The 18,466-nt window shown below is 49.5% G+C and carries 17 protein-coding genes; 11 read left to right on the top strand and 6 right to left on the bottom strand.

What is annotated here, in order from left to right; genetic code table 11:
• Positions 1-135: 135 nt before the first annotated feature.
• Positions 136-1,596: a mechanosensitive ion channel family protein gene (locus CRP01_RS21985; RefSeq protein WP_099152267.1), complete on the top strand. Its 1,461-nt coding sequence runs from the start codon at positions 136-138 to the stop codon at positions 1,594-1,596.
• A 108-nt stretch (positions 1,597-1,704) separates the two neighbouring features.
• Here the strand turns inward: CRP01_RS21985 and CRP01_RS21990 are convergent, their stop codons facing one another.
• Positions 1,705-2,460, bottom strand: a complete 756-nt coding sequence (locus CRP01_RS21990; RefSeq protein WP_099152268.1) for a M48 family metallopeptidase — start codon at positions 2,458-2,460, stop codon at positions 1,705-1,707.
• A gap of 363 nt (positions 2,461-2,823) precedes the next feature.
• Between CRP01_RS21990 and CRP01_RS21995 the strand changes: the two genes are divergently transcribed.
• The 4 genes from CRP01_RS21995 to CRP01_RS22010 all read left to right on the top strand — a co-directional run bounded on the left by CRP01_RS21995 (position 2,824) and on the right by CRP01_RS22010 (position 6,315).
• Complete coding sequence (locus tag CRP01_RS21995; protein WP_099152269.1) at positions 2,824-3,342, top strand: OmpH family outer membrane protein; 519 nt, start codon at positions 2,824-2,826, stop codon at positions 3,340-3,342.
• A 127-nt stretch (positions 3,343-3,469) separates the two neighbouring features.
• Positions 3,470-3,976: an OmpH family outer membrane protein gene (locus tag CRP01_RS22000; protein ID WP_099152270.1), complete on the top strand. Its 507-nt coding sequence runs from the start codon at positions 3,470-3,472 to the stop codon at positions 3,974-3,976.
• 61 nt (positions 3,977-4,037) lie between these two features.
• A complete protein-coding gene (murI, locus tag CRP01_RS22005; protein WP_099152271.1) occupies positions 4,038-4,817 on the top strand; it encodes a glutamate racemase in 780 nt (259 codons plus the stop codon).
• 64 nt (positions 4,818-4,881) lie between these two features.
• Positions 4,882-6,315: a hypothetical protein gene (locus tag CRP01_RS22010; RefSeq protein WP_099152272.1), complete on the top strand. Its 1,434-nt coding sequence runs from the start codon at positions 4,882-4,884 to the stop codon at positions 6,313-6,315.
• A 138-nt stretch (positions 6,316-6,453) separates the two neighbouring features.
• Here CRP01_RS22010 and trmB read toward each other — a convergent pair whose 3' ends face one another.
• A complete protein-coding gene (trmB, locus tag CRP01_RS22015) occupies positions 6,454-7,170 on the bottom strand; it encodes a tRNA (guanosine(46)-N7)-methyltransferase TrmB (protein WP_099152273.1) in 717 nt (238 codons plus the stop codon).
• 331 nt (positions 7,171-7,501) lie between these two features.
• On the opposite strand from trmB, the gene CRP01_RS22020 reads away from it, so the two are divergent.
• The 3 genes from CRP01_RS22020 to pth all read left to right on the top strand — a co-directional run bounded on the left by CRP01_RS22020 (position 7,502) and on the right by pth (position 10,477).
• Complete coding sequence (locus CRP01_RS22020) at positions 7,502-8,917, top strand: hypothetical protein (protein ID WP_099152274.1); 1,416 nt, start codon at positions 7,502-7,504, stop codon at positions 8,915-8,917.
• A 39-nt stretch (positions 8,918-8,956) separates the two neighbouring features.
• Positions 8,957-9,775: a 2,3,4,5-tetrahydropyridine-2,6-dicarboxylate N-succinyltransferase gene (locus tag CRP01_RS22025; protein WP_099152275.1), complete on the top strand. Its 819-nt coding sequence runs from the start codon at positions 8,957-8,959 to the stop codon at positions 9,773-9,775.
• A 138-nt stretch (positions 9,776-9,913) separates the two neighbouring features.
• Positions 9,914-10,477: an aminoacyl-tRNA hydrolase gene (gene pth / locus CRP01_RS22030; RefSeq protein WP_099152276.1), complete on the top strand. Its 564-nt coding sequence runs from the start codon at positions 9,914-9,916 to the stop codon at positions 10,475-10,477.
• Positions 10,478-10,503: 26 nt separating this feature from the next.
• Here the strand turns inward: pth and CRP01_RS22035 are convergent, their stop codons facing one another.
• The 4 genes from CRP01_RS22035 to CRP01_RS22050 all read right to left on the bottom strand — a co-directional run bounded on the left by CRP01_RS22035 (position 10,504) and on the right by CRP01_RS22050 (position 15,102).
• Positions 10,504-11,556: a glycosyltransferase gene (locus tag CRP01_RS22035; RefSeq protein WP_099152277.1), complete on the bottom strand. Its 1,053-nt coding sequence runs from the start codon at positions 11,554-11,556 to the stop codon at positions 10,504-10,506.
• A 318-nt stretch (positions 11,557-11,874) separates the two neighbouring features.
• Positions 11,875-13,425, bottom strand: coding sequence for an Rne/Rng family ribonuclease (locus tag CRP01_RS22040; protein WP_099152278.1), 1,551 nt, complete (start codon positions 13,423-13,425; stop codon positions 11,875-11,877).
• A gap of 556 nt (positions 13,426-13,981) precedes the next feature.
• Positions 13,982-14,770: a tetratricopeptide repeat protein gene (locus tag CRP01_RS22045; RefSeq protein ID WP_099152279.1), complete on the bottom strand. Its 789-nt coding sequence runs from the start codon at positions 14,768-14,770 to the stop codon at positions 13,982-13,984.
• Between the two features lie 20 nt (positions 14,771-14,790).
• Positions 14,791-15,102, bottom strand: coding sequence for an HU family DNA-binding protein (locus CRP01_RS22050; protein ID WP_099152280.1), 312 nt, complete (start codon positions 15,100-15,102; stop codon positions 14,791-14,793).
• Between the two features lie 432 nt (positions 15,103-15,534).
• On the opposite strand from CRP01_RS22050, the gene CRP01_RS22055 reads away from it, so the two are divergent.
• The 3 genes from CRP01_RS22055 to CRP01_RS22065 all read left to right on the top strand — a co-directional run bounded on the left by CRP01_RS22055 (position 15,535) and on the right by CRP01_RS22065 (position 18,411).
• Positions 15,535-16,410 (top strand): YicC/YloC family endoribonuclease, encoded by an 876-nt coding sequence (locus CRP01_RS22055; RefSeq protein ID WP_233752733.1) that lies wholly within the window; start codon positions 15,535-15,537, stop codon positions 16,408-16,410.
• Between the two features lie 72 nt (positions 16,411-16,482).
• A complete protein-coding gene (gene gmk / locus CRP01_RS22060) occupies positions 16,483-17,046 on the top strand; it encodes a guanylate kinase (RefSeq protein WP_099152282.1) in 564 nt (187 codons plus the stop codon).
• A gap of 150 nt (positions 17,047-17,196) precedes the next feature.
• Positions 17,197-18,411 (top strand): TPM domain-containing protein, encoded by a 1,215-nt coding sequence (locus tag CRP01_RS22065; RefSeq protein ID WP_170110490.1) that lies wholly within the window; start codon positions 17,197-17,199, stop codon positions 18,409-18,411.
• The last annotated feature ends 55 nt before the right edge of the window (positions 18,412-18,466 follow it).

Here is an 18,466-nt window from a genome sequence, read left to right on the forward strand (position 1 = left end):
AGTGGAAAAATATCCGTACTTTCATTTTCGTAAGGCAGTACCGGCACGACGGGACTTCGCAGTGACCAATCTGCTCCGGCGAGTCCATAATGATGACGGTCTGCCCCAAAAGCCGCATGAACATCTATTTGCGCCATGGATTTGAACGGGATTTTACGTTTTGAATTATTCTCCATTTCGGATATTAGTGTCACGGTAGGTAACCTGATCCTGATGATCATCCTGCTTGCCGGTATGGCATTTCTGTACCGTTCCCTGCTCGGAAAATGGCTGCCCATCTATTTCCGGAAAGAAGATGTGCAGGACGCTGAAAAGCAGCGCACCCGCCGCCTGGTACAGCTCTGTTTTTTTCTGCTGGGCCTGATCCTGGTCATGATCACCACCGGGCTGGATTACCGGCTCTACCCGCCGGCGGGCCAGCCGATCCCTGCGGAAGTAACGACCCCATCGGTAAATCAGACTGATAATTCTACCGGTTTACAGGAGGAAGACGGTGGTCCGGAGCAGATCATTGAACGCGACGCCCGCCGCCGGGGTATCTGGATCTCGACGATCCTGTTCACCATATTACTGTTTTCTATTGCCAGATTGCTCGACTGGATACTGCTACACATACTCAACCGGAATTTCCAGAAACGACGAGAGGCCATCCAGCGGATCGCCATCAATTTTGATCAGCCCCGCCTAGTGCGGCCGGCCAAGCGCATTGTGCAGCCGGTGGTCTACACGCTCGCGATCCTGTTCATGGCCTACGTTTTCAATCTGGACAGTTTCCTTTCCGAAAGTTTTCAGGTGGGCTCCGGCGAAAATTCGGATACGATCAATATTGGTGTGACCAAGATCATCTCTGCCATTTTGATCCTGCTGATCGCCCGGCTTTTTGTCCTGATATTTACCGAAGTTTTTCTTTTCCCCTACTACCAGCGAAAAGAGATCAACATCGGTTCCCAGTACGCGATCAATCAGCTGTTCAAGTACTTTTTATACGTCATCGCCATTCTGTATGCCCTGGGAGCGATCGGTATCGATCTGACCATTCTGCTCGGTGGTGCCGCAGCCTTACTTGTGGGTATCGGTCTCGGGCTGCAGCAGACCTTTAACGATCTGATCAGCGGTATCATTCTGTTGTCGGAAAGATCAGTTGAGGTCGGTGATGTGCTGGATGTAGGAGGTACGGTTGGTACCGTGCGGCGGATCGGCGTCAGAACGTCCCTGGTAGAAACCCGCGATAACATGACCATTATCGTGCCCAACTCCAAGCTGATCGGCGACTCGGTGGTCAACTGGAGTCACGATGAAGATAAAGCCCGGTTCAGGATCTCGGTCGGGGTGGCCTACGGATCGGATACTGCACTCGTAAAAAAGATACTGCTGCAGGTCGCGCAGGAACATCCCAAAGCGCTGAAGCGGCCGGCACCCTTTGTCCGGTTTATCAATTTCGGGGATTCTTCGCTTGATTTTGAGCTACTGTTCTGGTCCAAGGAATTCATCCGCATCGAGGATGTCAAAAGTGATATGCGGTTCGAAACGGACCGCTTGTTCCGCGAGAATAACATTACTATCCCATTCCCGCAGCGGGATGTCTGGATGCGTTAGGCCAAGTCGACGGATATAAAAAAAGATGGGATAGTCAATGTGTTGGCTATCCCATCTTTTTTTTTGTCAGACCCGCATCTTATAGATATAAGCGGTAGACGGTATAAATTAGTCGGCCTGTCCGCGGCAATCCAGTTGTGAAGCACGCTGTTGGATCTTTTGTACCCGGTTAGCGGGGTTAGGGTGCGTACTCAGGAATTCGGGCGGGGTAGGCTGATCCTGGGTTTTGATAAAAAATCCGGCGGCACCGTCGGCACGATACTCGGTAGGACAGAGGTAATCTACGGAATACATATCCGCTTCGGTTTCTGCACCACGGCTAAACTTCAGAGAGATCAGACTCAAGGCGATCTGTTCCAGCATGCCGGGATCGGAACTACCCGTTACGATCGACACCAGTGCGCTCAGTCCGTAGGCTTTGGTCATTTGCTGGGTGGAGTGACGGAGGGCGGAGTGAGCGATCTCGTGGCCCAGTACTCCCGCCAACTGATCCTCCGAGTCCAGGAAATTGATCAGGCCGGTATAAACAAAAATATATCCACCGGGGGTCGCGAAAGCGTTAAGCACATCATCGTCTTTGATGATATACACTTCCCAGGCAAATTCATTGCGGTAAGCTACCTGTCCGGAATTGAGGATCTTTGCGGTAATGCCGCGTACATAGTTGTACAATTTCTCATTTCCTCTTTCCGCCAGTACGGGATATTGTTGGGGATCACTGAGGATCTGCTCTTTTACCTGTCTGCCCAGTTCGATGTCCTGCTCGGGTGAAAATAAGTTGATTCCCTGCCCTGTTCCACAGCTACTGTAGGTAAAGACCATAAAAAGAAGGGCAAGCCATCCGGTTTTCAATAAAGGGTTCATATCGTATTAATTTTTTTGCAATTTTTTTATCTGTTTAACCAACCTAACTGCCTCTGTGTTCTGTCTTTAGGGCGAGTTTCGTGTGTCGTTAAAAATTAGCCAGTACATGAGCTTTCCGGAGTTTTGTCGTTAAGGATCTTAAGCTTCCCGTTAAACATTAGTTAAACAGAGGGGGCACCAACAGCGCAAAACCACACGTAAATCGTTCATTATTAAAATGTTACAAGCAAGGCAAATTCTAGAGGTTTTTCATCGGCTGTGACACGAAAAGGCTTCATGAGTCCAAAGAAGTGAACAAGGAATGATAAAACCTTAAATTTGAGCTTGGAAAGCTTTTTCCTCATTTAAAAATCAACTAACATCATGAAGGCTAATCTGAAAAAATTGACTTCTACCCTGGTACTTGTACTATTTGTGTCACTGGCCACCTATGCGCAACGTATCGCGATCGTGGATGTCAATAAAATATTGGAGAGTATTGAAGAATACCAAAATGCTCAGACTCAACTCGATAATCTGGCGGCCCAATGGCGGCAGGAAATCGCCCAGGAATACGATGTCATCAAAGGTATGTACAATAAATACCAGGCTGAACAAGTGCTACTGAGCGACGAGGCCCGCCGTCAGCGGGAAGAGCAGATCATGGATAAAGAGAAGGAAGTACGCGAGTTGCAGAAAGATCGTTTCGGACCGGATGGCGAGCTGTTCAAACGTCGCCAGGGCCTGGTACGTCCAATCCAGGACCGGGTTTACGCTGCAATCGAATCTTACGCTCAGGAAAGAGGCTATGATTTCATCTTCGATAAATCCAGCGCCAGTGGGATGATCTTCTCCAACTCGGAGTACGATAAGACCACTGATATCCTCAACAAACTCAAATAATTTTTTAACCGTATTAAATAAAGGCGCAATATTTCGTGTCTTATTTAATTGAACATACTGTAAATCAAAGAAAAGCTGTAGTTTTGCAGCCGTTTTTGAGACAACTTAAAACAAAAAAGCATTGAAAATGAATAAGATCTTTAAAGTTGGTAGCCTGATCGCTGTTATGTGCTTTGCTGTCATCAGCCTGCAAGCCCAGAAATTCGGTTACGTCAACTCTCAGGCGATACTGGCGGAAATGCCAGATGTTAAACAAGCAGAAGCCAACCTGGAAGCGCTCCAGAAACAACTCGAGAAAAAGCTTCAGGACGGCCTGACCAAACTGCAACAGGATTACGTTGCCATCCAGCAAAAAGTTGAACGCGGTGAACTTTCCCCCAAACAACAGGAGGAAGAAGCTAAAAAGCTGCAGGATCGCCAGACTCAACTGCAACAGGATGAGCAGAACATGGTACAACAGATCCAGAAAAAACGGGCTGACGAACTCAATCCGATCCTGGAAAAAGTAAATAAAGCTATTGCCGACGTAGCTAAAGAAAATGGCTTCCAGTTTATTTTCGAGCAGGGCGTATTGCTTTATTTCGAAGAATCTCAAGATGTAAGCAGCATGGTGAAAGCCAAGTTGAATATGTAATATACCGGTGTAGCTCCGCTACATCTTATATCCATCCAAAGTGTCCTCAACGGAAACAACAATGGATCAAGCTATAGGAGTTTTTGACTCCGGCATTGGCGGCCTCACGGTCGCCAATGCTATTTTAGAACGTCTCCCCCAGGAATCCATCCTCTATTTTGCCGATACGGCGCACATTCCCTACGGTCAAAAATCGCTGAGTAGTATCCGTCAGTATAGTCTCGACATCACGGAACAACTGCTCCAGCTGCAGTGCAAGGCTATTGTAGTGGCCTGCAATACCGCTTCCGGAGCAGCCCTTTCCTACCTGCGGGATTGCTTTCCGGACGTTATTATCGTGGGTATGGAACCCGCAGTTAAACCCGCAGCCGAAGCTACCCACAGTGGCGTGGTGGGTATACTGGCCACCGCCGGCACCTTCAAAAGCGAACGTTACGCCCAGCTAATGGAGCGCTATACCGCCGGCATCCGGGTATTGCAGAATCCCTGTGTCGGCCTGGTAGAATTGATCGAAGCGGGTGAAACCGAATCGCCCGCTACGGAAGCGCTGCTCCGCAGTATTTTGGACCCCATGCTCGAAAGCGGCGCGGATACCTTCGTGCTGGGGTGCACCCATTACCCCTTCGTTCGGCCGCTGATCAGCCGGCTGCTGCCGGAAACCGCCGTGATCATTGATCCGGCTCCCGCCGTGGCCCGCCAGCTGGATCGCCGATTGAGTGATGCCGGGTTGAAAAACCAAAGCTTAGATCCGCCCGAATACCGCTTTCACGCCTCCGGCCCGCAGCTTTCGCTGGAGCGGGCGCTGGCACGGTACTGGCCGGCCGATTTTTCTATTTTCTAAAAAGCTCCGAAGCCACCGAGCTACTTCCGGCAATTTTCGTATTTTTCCGCAAAGAAATAATCACATGAGTAGGCTCAACAAAGCCTTGAAAAAGATCTTAGCGACCGGAGAGACATTAACATTTGATCACATCTATAATGCAATTCCGGATGAGCACAAAGCACAACTCGATCGCGCTCTCCTCGGTCAAACCCTGGAACATTACCTCCTCCAATCGGGTAACACCAATCAGGCCGTAAATCGCCATGCAGAGACCGTTGTCAGCCGGGAAAGCCTTTTTGCGGAATGCTCCTTCCGCGTTCGCCTGACACCGTACGAACTGGAGGACCGACAACTGATCATTGGCCACCGTTTCCTGCCCTATATCCATCCCGGCATACCGATTGAAGAACTGCGGTTTTTTGATGAAAATGACCGCCCGCTGGAAGTAGAACGTCAGGAAATGCAGGTCAACCAGTCGACCAGCATATTTTTCAACCTGCTTCCACCCTACGGCATTTCTCAGTACATAGAGGGAGATGGTACCAGCCAGAACCTCCATATGGCGTTTATCGATCTGGATGACTGGCTGAAAGCCCAACAGTTTGCCGAAGACGACCAATTGTTGATCTCTGCCCGTGATTATGCCAACCTGGAATTCTATATCGAAAAGCTGGACAGCCGGGAGATCGCCAGTCAGAAGCTGGCCGACCGCTATTACAATAAACAGCTTACCGAAGCCATCTACCACGTGTTCAGCCTGATCGGAAAAAGTTTCCTGCCGGTCGATATGCATCTGCTGTGGGCATTTGGGCAACTGGAACCCGGCCTGATCGAAAACGGAGGCACTCCTTTCGGACCCTTTATCAGTCAGCATGAAACCCTGACTTTCTTCCAGGACGGCCCCTACGCATTCCTGCAGGATAAGAACTTCATGGATGAGCTGATGGAAACGGCTATCGAGCAGGCCAAAAATTCCAATACGGAAAAAATGGGCACGGCCACGGGCTTAAACGCCATTTTCCAGGAACTGGGTAATTCCTTTTCCAAATTGCTGCTCAAAGCCTGCATTGTTGAGCACCTCCTGGAATGGGATGATATCAACCGGGACGACCTCTACGAACAGGTATTCGGGGGTAATACCAATCCTTTCTACAACGCCCGGCAAAAAGAGAATTTTGAGAAGGCCTTCGACCGCCTGGTAGAATCGGTGCGGGAAAAATGGAAAGACCGTAAACTGGCCCTGCCGCATTTGCAATTGCTGCGAAAGGCCATTCAGTTCAAGATGGAGATCGTTTACCTGTTGCGGGAACTCAACAAGATCAATGATCCCAACCAGCTGAATATGCAGGCGCTACTACAACTTCAGCCTATTGATCAGTCTCTCGACCAGATCCTGGAAAACCTGCTATCGAAAAAACCGATGCCCTATCAGGAAGCCCAAACGCTGGTTAAACAACTCGAAACCGGCCGGGAAAAATTCCTGCTGTTCCGCGATGATCTGTTGGAAGGTTTCTAGAGCCTATCCAGCAACCGTTTCTGATGTCGAAAATGACCAGATTTGGGTGCTCACAAAGTCATTTTCGATTTGCGTTGCAGCGCTACGGAAGGAGGAAATAACGAAATGAGGTTCCATAGATGGTTTTGGGATAGGCTCTTAATCCGCTGCCTTACCCGAATCGGGTCGGAATCTGAATTGAATATATTTGATGGTATCGCTGTCCGAGATATTCAGGTTTTCGTAGTAGGTTTTCAGTCCCAGCTCCGGCAGATACAACTCCTTTCCGTAAATATCATCATCCGCGTACAGGATCTCTATATCGTCCCGTTCCCGGAGCACTTCCATGGTGTAGTCGTGCAGCTGGATCTCATCCGTTTTGAGGTGGATCAATCCTTTCGGTGAAAGAACCCGTTTGTAGATATCCAGAAAATTAGGTGAGGTCAGCCGGCGGTTGATCTTTTTATTGCCGAGGAAGGGGTCCGGAAAAGTGATCCAGATCTCATCAACTTCCGCTTCGGCAAAAAATGCATCCAGGATCTCGATGCGGGTGCGGAGAAAAGCCACGTTATCCAGCGATTCCGCCAGAGCGATCTTTGCGCCTTTCCAGATACGTGCGCCCTTGATATCCACACCAATGAAATTGCGCTCCGGATACATCCGCCCCAACCCAAGTGAGTATTCTCCCCGGCCACAGGCCAGCTCCAAAGTGATGGGTTGCTCATTTTGAAAATGGTCCTCGTTCCAGCGACCTTTCAGATCGACAATAGCACCGTGCTGGCCCGCCAGTTCCGGGCGCTGCGTATCGAAGTTTTCGTAAACATTCGGAAATGTCAGTAGTTCCGCAAACTTGGCCAGTTTATTCCTCCTACTCATAAGCTAATTGACCGCAAAAAACGTTAATTAATGTGAGGATCGGTGAAAACACCGATCAATCGTACCGCCTGAGACCAGTGGTCATTTCTTCCATGATGACAATCTGCGAAATTCCCAGTATATTGAACTACCGCTTCAAAGATGCATCGTCAGACCGCCAATTGTCCTTAGCCTCACTTCTCGTTTGTAAAATAAAGGCAAAATTAGAAAGCACCGGCTGCATTTCCAAACCGTTGAATTGTCAGATCCGTTACTGCACTTATCCCCAAAGCTCCTATTGAACTTTTTAGAGTTCTTCGTATTTTTACTAAAACGTGAAAACTGAATGCCAATGCGGAATGTAATTATATTCTTCATATTTATACTACCTCTTTTTTCTTCGGCCCAGGATATACTCGTTTCGGAAGATCTGCCTCTGCGAAACGACGTTTCCTATGAATTGGTCGGTGAGATCAAGGGAAATATTCTCCTGTATCACAATCGCTCTACGGAACACGAGATCCAGTGTTTTGATCCGCGGATGCAGCTGGACTGGAGTAAGGAACTGGAATTTGACCGGCGTACCGCCAAAACGCTCGGTATCGTTGCCGACGATGAGTTCTTCTACGTTTTTCATCATTTCCGGCGTAAAGGCAACACCCTGCTCAAGGTGAACAAATACGATGCCGGCGCCAATCTGCGGGATTCGACCCTCGTTTTTGACTACGGCTTTCTTTTCTTTACTCCCGACTTTGAACTCATCCGGTCGGAAGATCGCACCAAGGTCCTGGTATTCTTTGTGGAGAAACAATCCATCATGCGGGCCCTGTCGTTCGACGTGCCCAGTATGCAGCTACTCTGGGAAAAGAGCTTTTCCCCCGAAGATTACAGCTATAGTGAAGATGGGTTGCAGGCTCTGGTGGACAACCAGGGAAACATGCAGCTGATCATTGAAAAAGACAATTACCGATCCCGACGTAAGGAACACTTTTATGAAGTCCACTCCTATTACGGGGCTTCGGATGAATACCGGAAGTTCGATACCCGCTTCCGGGGTATGCTCACTTATGATGCCTACTTTACGTACGATGATCTGAACGATCGACTGGTGGCATCCGGGTTCTACTCCGAAAGAGACCTCGGAAAAGCGACCGGTTTCTTTTACCTGAATGTCGATCCGCGCAAACCGGATAATACCACGCTCAAATTTCAAAAATTCGATCAGGAAACCCTCATGGGCATTCTCGGCAAACGCGGCAAACGCGCCAAAGGGCTGCAGGAGATCAGCGTCCAGGAGATCGTACTGCGCAGGGACGGCGGTGCCATTCTGATCGGCGAACGCAATCGCATGTTTGAAAGAGGCGGTACCAGCCGCACCTATATCGACAATGTCAACCGCTTTATGGTAGATTATTACTTCGATGATCTCCTGATCGCCTCCATTCATCCAAGCGGCGAGGTGCACTGGAAGACCATTCTCCATAAAAAGCAATATTCCCAGGACGACAACGGGATCTACTCCTCCTACTTTCTGTTTAAGACCCCGAGTAGCCTGCGTTTCCTGTTCAACGACGAGATCAAATACGAGAATACTGTCAGTGAATATATTCTCAATGGGTTCGGCAACTACGACCGGAACAGTCTGCTGAGCACGGCCAACCTCGACCTGCGCCTGCGCTTTCGCGATGCACTACAGACCGGCTCCAATGCCCTTATCGTTCCAAGTGAACGCCGGAACCGACTTAAGTTGGTAAAAATGGAGTTTTGACGGCCGGATTTGTTAATTTCGCGCCAAATAAAACGATCCATGGATAACTTGAGAACCACTATAGAGGCAGCCTGGGAAGACCGTTCCCTGCTGCAGGAAAAAGCTACGCAGGAAGCAGTACAGGAAGTACTCGAATTGCTCGACAAGGGTAAGATCCGGGTAGCCGAACCCACTGCCGACGGCAACTGGCAGGTCAACGACTGGGTAAAAAAAGGTGTTGTCCTTTACTTCCCGCTCGCCAAAATGGAGACGATCGAAGTCGGCCCTTTTGAATTTCACGATAAGATCCCGCTGAAAAAGAATTACGCTGACCTCGGTGTCCGGGTTGTACCGCACGCCATTGCCCGCTACGGTTCCTTCCTGGAATCCGGAGCCATCATGATGCCCAGCTACGTCAACCTCGGTGCCTGGGTAGGCAGCGGCACGATGGTGGATACCTGGGCCACGGTCGGTTCCTGCGCCCAGATCGGTCGCAATGTACACCTCAGTGGTGGTGTTGGTATCGGCGGTGTACTGGAGCCGCCTCAGGCCGCACCCACGATTATTGAAGATGACTGCTTCATCGGTTCCCGCTGTATCGTCGTGGAAGGGGTCCGGGTGGAGAAAGAAGCCGTACTGGGCGCCAATGTGGTACTCACCCAAAGTACCCGCATCATCGACGTGAGCGGTAACGAACCCGTCACTTATAAAGGCCGCGTACCGGCCCGTTCCGTAGTGATCCCCGGCAGCTATACCAAGAAATTCCCGGCCGGCGAATACCAGGTGCCCTGCGCCCTGATCATCGGTCAGCGGAAAGAAAGCACCAACAAGAAAACTTCCCTCAACGATGCGCTGCGCGATCATAGCGTAGCCGTGTGATCGTAACGGTAAACTTCCAGACGGCAGACCGTGGTCGGTTTTGAACCATTGTCTGCCGTTGCCCGTTGATATTGATTCACATAGTCTATGAATTGGTTTAAAAGGCTTTTTGCAAAAGAAAAAATAGAACCGGATCCGATGAAGTATTTGATCGTTGGCCTGGGCAATATGGGCGCTGATTACGACGGAACCCGCCACAATATCGGGTTTGACGTAGTGGACGAACTGGCCCGGGAAGCAGAAGTGGAGTTCAAAAATGACCAGTTGGGGGACATTGCCCGCTTCCGACACCGGGGTCGCACCTATATCCTGCTGAAGCCTTCTACCTTTATGAACCGCAGCGGCAAGGCCGTACGTTACTGGCTGCAAAAAGAAAAGATCAATAAAGAAAATCTGCTGGTGATCGTCGATGACCTCAACCTACCGTTCGGCAAACAGCGACTCCGTGGGAAAGGCAGCGACGGCGGCCACAATGGGCTAAAGGACATTGATCAGCTCAACGGCGGTAATAACTACGCCCGCTTACGCATCGGTATCGGCAATGAATTTCATCAGGGGCAACAGGTCAACTACGTGCTGGGAGAATGGAGTGATGAAGAACGGCAGTCCCTGCCGGAGCTCCTGAAATACGCCGCAGAAACGGCGAAAAGTTTCGGAGCGATCGGTCTGGCCCGCACGATGAATGAGTTTAACAAGAAATAAGTCTGGAATATTCGGATAAAAGGATTTCAGCTTGTTGATTGCAGGAGATCCTTCACGATGGCCGGTAATATAGCCGGTCCGGTGGTCTGCGCTGTTCCGAATCCGATGCTTTGCTGAAGAATAGCCTGTAAGGCTTCCCTAATATCCAGTTGCGACTGCGTCCGGACCACCGCCCAATTCTTTTCGCGGCATCGCTGCGCCAGATATTCCTGTTCTGGTTGCCCCGGCGTCGGGATCAGGATCGCCGGCTTGTGCATGGTAGCCAGATCCATCAGACTGCTGTAACCGGATCGACAAAGTACTACGGCCGAAGTCCGAATCGCTTCCTCTAATGCCGCTCCCGCCAGATAACTGACTAATTCCATCCGCTCCCCCAATTGATGAGTTGTTTCCTCATCCGTTTTTCCCTGTACGATCAGCACCTTTAATTCCGGCATCGTTTTCAACTGCCGGAGCACGATCGCTTCCAGCCGGCTACGTTGGGGTTCAGGACCGGACAATAATACCAGCAGGTCCCGTTTCGGAGCGGCAGAGCCGGACGAAAAACGCGAAAGCAGCCCGATATAAACCGACGACTGAAACGGAGTGGGATAGGACAGCGCCCCGCTCAGGCCATCGGGCTGATCCGGGATCCAGATCGTCCGGAACCGCTTCAGCCAGTTTTGGTAAAACCAGTTGACCGTACGGGACAAAAATGCAGGGTGTATCTGTAAATTAAGTTGATGCGTAATGAGCACCGAGGGTACAGCGGCGTGGTAACAACCAAAACGACTATCGGAGATCACCACATCTACCTGTTCTTTCGCTACTATTCGCCGGAGCCAGCGGTGTTCCAGATACACCGCCCGAAAGATCTTGGGTAACTGCCCGAGCATGCTCAGATAGAGGTCACGTCCCTGATAATTCACCTTATAGGCCGGGCATTCATAGTACTTTAAATCCGGGAAGCTTTTTTGCAGTAAACGTCCGGCACGGCCGCTTCCGGCCATAATGACCCGGGCATCCTGCCGCAACAGCTCCGCGATCACCGGTACGCTCCGACTGGCGTGGCCAAGCCCCCAGTCCAGTACGCAGACCAAAACTATCTTTTGCCCGGAAGCAGTCACATTGAATGGCTGAAAGGTTTAAGAAATGGATTGACTCAATTACATCCTGCCTAAATCCGTTATATTTACGGATCGCACGATCTACTCAAGCTATCGCAAAATAAGAAGACTATGTTTCTGAGAAAAGTATTCAACGCTAAAGTACGGTGGGATTGGCTGGGGCTGATCGCCCTGATTCTGCTGATTAGCGCCTGCCGGACGGCCAATTGCGGATGTCCGATGTATTGAGAGCTGACCGGATACAGTGCTACCAGAACGAGTTCTCAGTCCTGGTAGCACTGCCACTCCGTATTAATTCAATCTTATTTCATCGTCGTTTTCGTCGAAGAAGCGATATTCCAACATCCCGAAATCATTATCGGAATAAATTTTCACCCACTTCTGATATTGCCAGTACCACCTCATCTGCTTGTTCGGCAGTCCCTTTTTGAAGAACGCTTCCAGGTAAGGATGTACAAACAATTTAATCTTTGCCTTAGGCCGTGACTGGAAGATAAACATCAGATCCCGCTCGATATCATCGGTCACCAGAATGGAGGCATTGATCTTGCCGGTACCGTTGCAGGTCGGGCAAACCTCGGCCGTATTGATCTTCACTTCCGGTCTTACCCGCTGACGGGTGATCTGCATCAGGCCAAACTTACTCAACGGAAGGATGGTATGCTGGGCCCGGTCTTTTTTCATAGACTGGCGCATAGCTTTCACCAAAACGTTCCGGTGATCCTTATTCCGCATATCGATGAAGTCAATAATGATGATCCCACCGATATCCCGCAGTCGTAACTGCCGCGCAATTTCTTCCGCCGCCTCCAGATTGACGTTCAGTACCGCCTGCTCCTGATTGGCATTTTGCATTTTGTGCCCGCTGTTCACGTCAATGACGTGCATCGCTTCCGTGTGTTCGATCACCAGATAGGCGCCGCTGGGCATGGTAGCCGTTTTCCCGAAGGAGGATTTGATCTGTCGGGTCACCCCGAAGGATTCAAATACCGGCTTCTTGCCCTTATACAGGTTCAGGATCTTCACCTTTTCCGGGGCGATCGACCCCAGGTAGTTCTTGATGTTGGCGTGCATCTGCCGGTCATTGACGACGATCTTATTGAAAGAATCCGTCAGGATATCCCGGAGAATACTGGAAGTTTTGTCCAGTTCGCTCAGCAACTTCGTTGGCGGCTTGGCATTCTGCAACTGCTGGAAAATCTCTTCCCACTTGTTGAGCATGAAGTTGAGCTCCTCGTGCAGGTCCGCTACCTTTTTACCTTCGGCTGCCGTCCGGACGATCACCCCGAAATTTTTGGGGCGAATACTCTCCACCAGCACCTGCAGGCGTTTGCGCTCTTCGTTATTACTGATCTTTTTGGATACCGCTACCACATTGACAAAAGGCGTCAATACCAGGTAACGGCCCGGGATGGTGATCTCACAACTCAGGCGGGGCCCTTTGGTTGAGATCGGCTCTTTGAGCACCTGTACCAAAATAAGGTCCCGCCGGTTCAGTACCTGGTCTACCTTGCCGGTCTTAATGATATCCGGTTCAATGGTAAAATTGTCCAGGCGGTAGGTATTGATCCCACCGGTGGCGACACCGTTCGTATATTTCAGTAAGGATTTGAGCTTGGGTCCCAGATCGGTATAGTGAAGGAAGGCATCTTTCTTATGGCCAATATCTACGAATGCAGCATTGAGGCCGGGCATGAGACGTTTGATCCGTCCCAAAAACACATCACCTACAGTAAAATTGCTGTTGGTTTTTTGATTGTGAAGTTCTACTAACTTGGATTGCTCCAATAATGCAATCTCTACTTCCGTAGGCGTTGCATTAATAATGAGTTCTTTTTCCACCGAAAAGTCGTTTTACTTGGCACTGGACGTATCGTGGTATGTATGGAAGTGGTAAGAACTACTTAGCATAGCTGATATTGCACTCTTTGGCTTTGCTTGCGGGTAGGCTAGCTCTTAATGGTTTCTTTATTACGGTTTAGTAGGGCGATCATGACGTCTGAAGGTCATTTGTATATCATCGTTACCCGGATAAGCGGCCATTCATAGGACTCAAACCAGAATTCAGTCGACACGTTAAATAGATAAATGAGCTATTCTATCGTCTAAAATATGCAATATGCCTAAGTAGATACCCGGACCGGTGCAACACCGATCCGGGGATGATACTACTATCAATATATTTTTCAGACATGAATAGTAAGTGGGTCAGATCATATAACCCATCCACGCACCAATGCCAGGCGTGAAATTATCTATTCTTCTTCTTGTGTCTGTTCTTGCGCAGTCTTTTTTTCCGTTTGTGCGTAGCAATCTTGTGCCTTTTACGCTTTTTTCCACAAGGCATATTCTTCGATTTTGTTTAGTTAAAAAATTAAAACCCGACTGGATAGTAACCTTACTGAGCGTCACACTTTGCAGCTAATGCTGCTGCTCGGGAAGCGTAATCGGGACCTGCATTACCGTAGGCGGTTGCCAAAAGGCAGATCGTGTTTTGATTATCGGGCTCCAACTCAAGCGATCTTTCCAATCGTTGTATAGCCCGGTCAATTTGACCGGTTTTGATGGCCAGTCTGGCCAAAGTATTCATTACTAGAACATTATTTGGCTGCGCATCGTTCAATTCGCGCAACATCAGGATACCCCGCATGGGGTTATCCGGCGGCGGATTCTCGGTGTATACCAGGGCCAGATTCACCTGATGGCTCATCTGATCCGGATTGATCGAGATCGCATTTTCAAAAGAACGAACAGCCCGGCCGCTACAGTAGTCCCTTACCCTGGGTTCTGTGGACTGTTGTACACAGATGGTATAGGTGGTACCCGCGATAGCCCAGCTTTCTTCCGTTCCGGCAAGATCGGCGATCTCCTGGGCGTAGTAGCCGGCAATAGCCGGCTGACCGAGTTCGAACCAGGCGCCGGAGATCTTTTTCAGCTGATCTATCCTCGCACTATCTGCTTCCAGTTGTGCCAGCTCCTGTTCCAATAAAAATATCCGGCCGTTCTGTGAGGAGGAAAGCGATTCCTTGGCGTTCTTTAGTAAAACGCTAATATCGGTGCTTTCCGCCTGCAGGGCTCTTGTTTTTTCAAGCTGCTGCTGCTTTTCGGGCTTCGTATTGCACCCAAAATAAAGCAAAAAAAACAAACCAACGGCCGAAAGGATTACTATCCACTGTAATTTAGTCATAAAAGACTTTCATAACAAAACTAATCATCACTTTCATCGCTAGGCAGGGCAGTAACGTTGTCCTTTACCTGCTCTACGAAAACTTTAGCCGGTTTGAAAGCCGGAATAAAGTGTTCCGGGATCTCAATGGCTTTATTTTTCTTAATATGACGTCCAATTTTTTTAGCTCTCTTTTTAACTATAAACGAACCGAAACCGCGAACGTATACATTTTCGCCTTCAGCTAATGAACCTTTCACTTCCTTGAAGAAGGTCTCCAAAGTCACCAAGACATCTACCTTTGGCACTCCGGTCTTTTCGGAAATGGCCGCAACCAAGTCAGCTTTTCTCATCGTTATTCACTGGTTTATAACAAGTTATAGATCATCTCCCTTTTTGAGAAACGGATGCAAATTTCGGAATTTTTTCCTGAATAGAAAATAAATGCTAACTTAATTTTCACTTTTTTTCCCTAATACTCAACTGATTACGTAATGATTTGCCCGTTAGATATCCACTCCGGTGAAAATCGTAGAATAAAATACCACCGGCGCCCCCAATGAGCGTAAAATATTCTATACTTAAAAGATGATACCGAATTATCAGTCAGCCTCCGGGAAACCCGATATTTACATAGTGTTAGCTATTCTCCCGGCAATGGTTATCTTTGCAGCTTGAAATAATCAATAGCCTGGGGCGGGGGGCACGGTACAGAGCGATCTTCCGCGCATCCTCCTCTCCGCCCCAGGCTTTTCCTTCCTCAAATAAACCATAAAAAAGAGGGTATGCTATTATCCATGACGGGCTACGGCCGCGCAACGAAGTCATTCCGAAACAAAACGATCATGGTCGAGATCCGCTCGCTCAACAGCAAGTATTCCGACCTTCGGATCAAGATCCCGCAACACTACCGCGAACACGAAACGGTACTGCGTCGCATCGTCACCGAAAGTACCCAGAGGGGAAAGGTAGACATGAACATCGAACTAAAGTCTCTGCAGGGCGATGAGGAGTTTGGGCTCAACAAACCGCTCTTTCGCCGGTATTACGAAGAGCTGAGCCAAATGGGCAAAGAGCTGGGCATGGATCATGGTGACCTCTACCAGGCGATACTGCGCATTCCCAATGTAGTTTCCTCCGGTCTGGAATCGATCGACGATGAAGAATGGAAAGCCCTACTCGATACGCTGAATGAAGCTTTGGATAATTTCAAGAAGTTCCGGGAAACCGAAGGGGAAGCCACGGCCAAAGACCTCCATTTGCGCATTACTACTATTATGGATCTGCTCAAGCAGGTCAGCCCCTACGAGATCGAACGGGTAGACAAACTGCGCCAGCGCCTGCACCAGAACCTGGCGGACTATCTGGGTAAGGAAAATATCGATGAGAACCGCTTCGAACAGGAGATCCTTTTTTACCTGGAAAAAATGGATATCAATGAGGAGAAGGTCCGCCTCGAACAGCACTGCCGCTTTTTCCTGGAGGAAATGGAGAAAAAAGCCAAGAGTAAAGGGCGAAAACTGAGCTTTATCGGTCAGGAGATCGGCCGGGAGATCAATACCCTGGGTGCCAAAGCCTACTCTTCGGATATACAGCGCCTGGTAGTAGGCATGAAAGACGAGCTCGAAAAGATCAAAGAGCAGGTCGCCAACATCGTATAATATAGGGTGAAGGCACAAACCGGCAGCTGCCGGCGCACCGGGCAACGAATTACAAGCAATCTGAATTATTAAATGAGTAAATTGATCATTATTACAGCTCCCTCCGGAGCTGGAAAAACGACAATCGTACAACATTTACTTTCTTCTTTTGATGAACTGGCCTTCTCAGTTTCGGCCACCACGCGCGCCCGGCGCCCGCACGAAAAAGACGGGGAGGATTATTACTTTCTTTCCCCGGAAGCCTTTAAGGAACGTATCCGCCACCAGGATTTTATAGAATGGGAAGAGGTCTACGAAGATCAGTTCTATGGCACACTGAAGAGTGAAGTAGAGCGCCTCTGGAATCTCGGCAAACACATCATCTTCGATATCGAGGTCAAAGGAGCGCTCAACATCAAGAAGCATTACCCGGACGACTCGCTTTCCATATTCATCCAGCCCCCTTCTCCGGAAATACTTTTCGAAAGACTGCGCAACCGAAATACCGAATCGGCCGAAAGCCTGCGAAAGCGTATCGAACGGGCGGCATTCGAGCTGAGTTGTGCGGACCTGTTTGATACCATACTGGTTAACGATGTGCTTAGCGACGCGCTCGCCGAGTCGGAATCTATTGTTACGGATTTTATCGGGATCTGAGACTGAATCCCAGTCGCCGATCCCGGTACCAAATCATCCAGCCTCCCGATAAAGCCATTAGTCGGAAATTTTAGCCGCATGGACCAGAAACCTTGCGCAATCAACGGAAAGCCCGTACATTCACTGGCAATGAAGTTGAAATTTTCCCACATGAGATTGCCGCTTGTATTGCTCCTCCTTATAATCAGTCAGATAGCATGGTCCCAATCCGGCCTCCGGGTAGAAGAAGTACCGGACCCCAAAGAAATGGCCGGCCGGGGCTACGTCAGCGATCCGGGCAGCTACCTTTCTCCCAATGCCGTCAATCAGCTGAATAATCTGATCGGTTCTTTGGAGCAGAATTCTACCGCCCAGATCGCGGTAGTTTTACTGCCTTCGATCGGAGACCAGATCCCCAAAGATTTTGCGACCGAGTTGTTTCAGCACTGGGGTATCGGACAGGCCGGTACGGATAATGGACTACTTATACTCGTGGTTATGGATCAGCGGCGGGTAGAGTTCGAAACGGGTTACGGGCTGGAGGGTGTACTGCCCGATGTGATCTGCTATCGGATCATCAACGAAAACTTTGTCCCTCATTTCAAGGAAGGAGATTACGATGCCGGATTGATCAGTTCGGTCAACCGGGTCAAAACCCTGCTGGAAGACCCGGTGGCGCTGGAAGAGATCCGGACGGAAATGCGGCCGAAACGCAAATATGTTTTTAATACGCCGGTACCACCGCTGCTGTTCTACTACGCGATCATCACCATTCTCTTTCACGTGGCAATCTCCGCCTGGGTAGCGCTGACCATGGCCAATAAAGAAACGCTGTACGATAAATACCGGCATATCCGGTATATCCGCGCCTTTATTTTCATCATCCTGTTCCCCGTACCTTATATCGCCTTCTGGTTCATTCTCGGCAGCCTGCTGAAACGGCTCCGCAACCAGCCCCGCTTCAGCAAACTGAACGGTGAGCCTATGCGTAAGCTCACTGAAGAAGAAGAGGATGAGTACCTGAAGAAAGGCCAGATCATTGAGGAGCAGCTCGGGTCGGTGGATTACGATGTCTGGATCACCGAGGACCTGGAGGATGTCATGATCCTGCCTTACGCCAAGCGGATGTCCAAGTATTCTAATTGCCCCAAATGTAAATTCAAGACCTACCACCATATTCATACCAATACCCTGCGGCACGCCACGGAATACACCACCGGTCTGAAAGAACAGATCCACGAATGTGAGAATTGCAATTATTTCAATCGGAAGACGATCGTGATCCCCCGGATCACCCGTTCTTCGGGCGGCAGTGGCTCTTCCGGTGGAGGTGGAAGTTGGGGCGGAGGTTCCAGCGGCGGCGGCGGCGCCGGCGGAAGCTGGTAGGATAGCGTTTAAATTATTTGAGGCTGCAATCCTTTCGAATGCAGCCTCAAATAAA

This window comes from Flavilitoribacter nigricans DSM 23189 = NBRC 102662 (genome assembly GCF_002646595.1).
GTDB classification, from domain to species: domain Bacteria; phylum Bacteroidota; class Bacteroidia; order Chitinophagales; family Saprospiraceae; genus Flavilitoribacter; species Flavilitoribacter nigricans.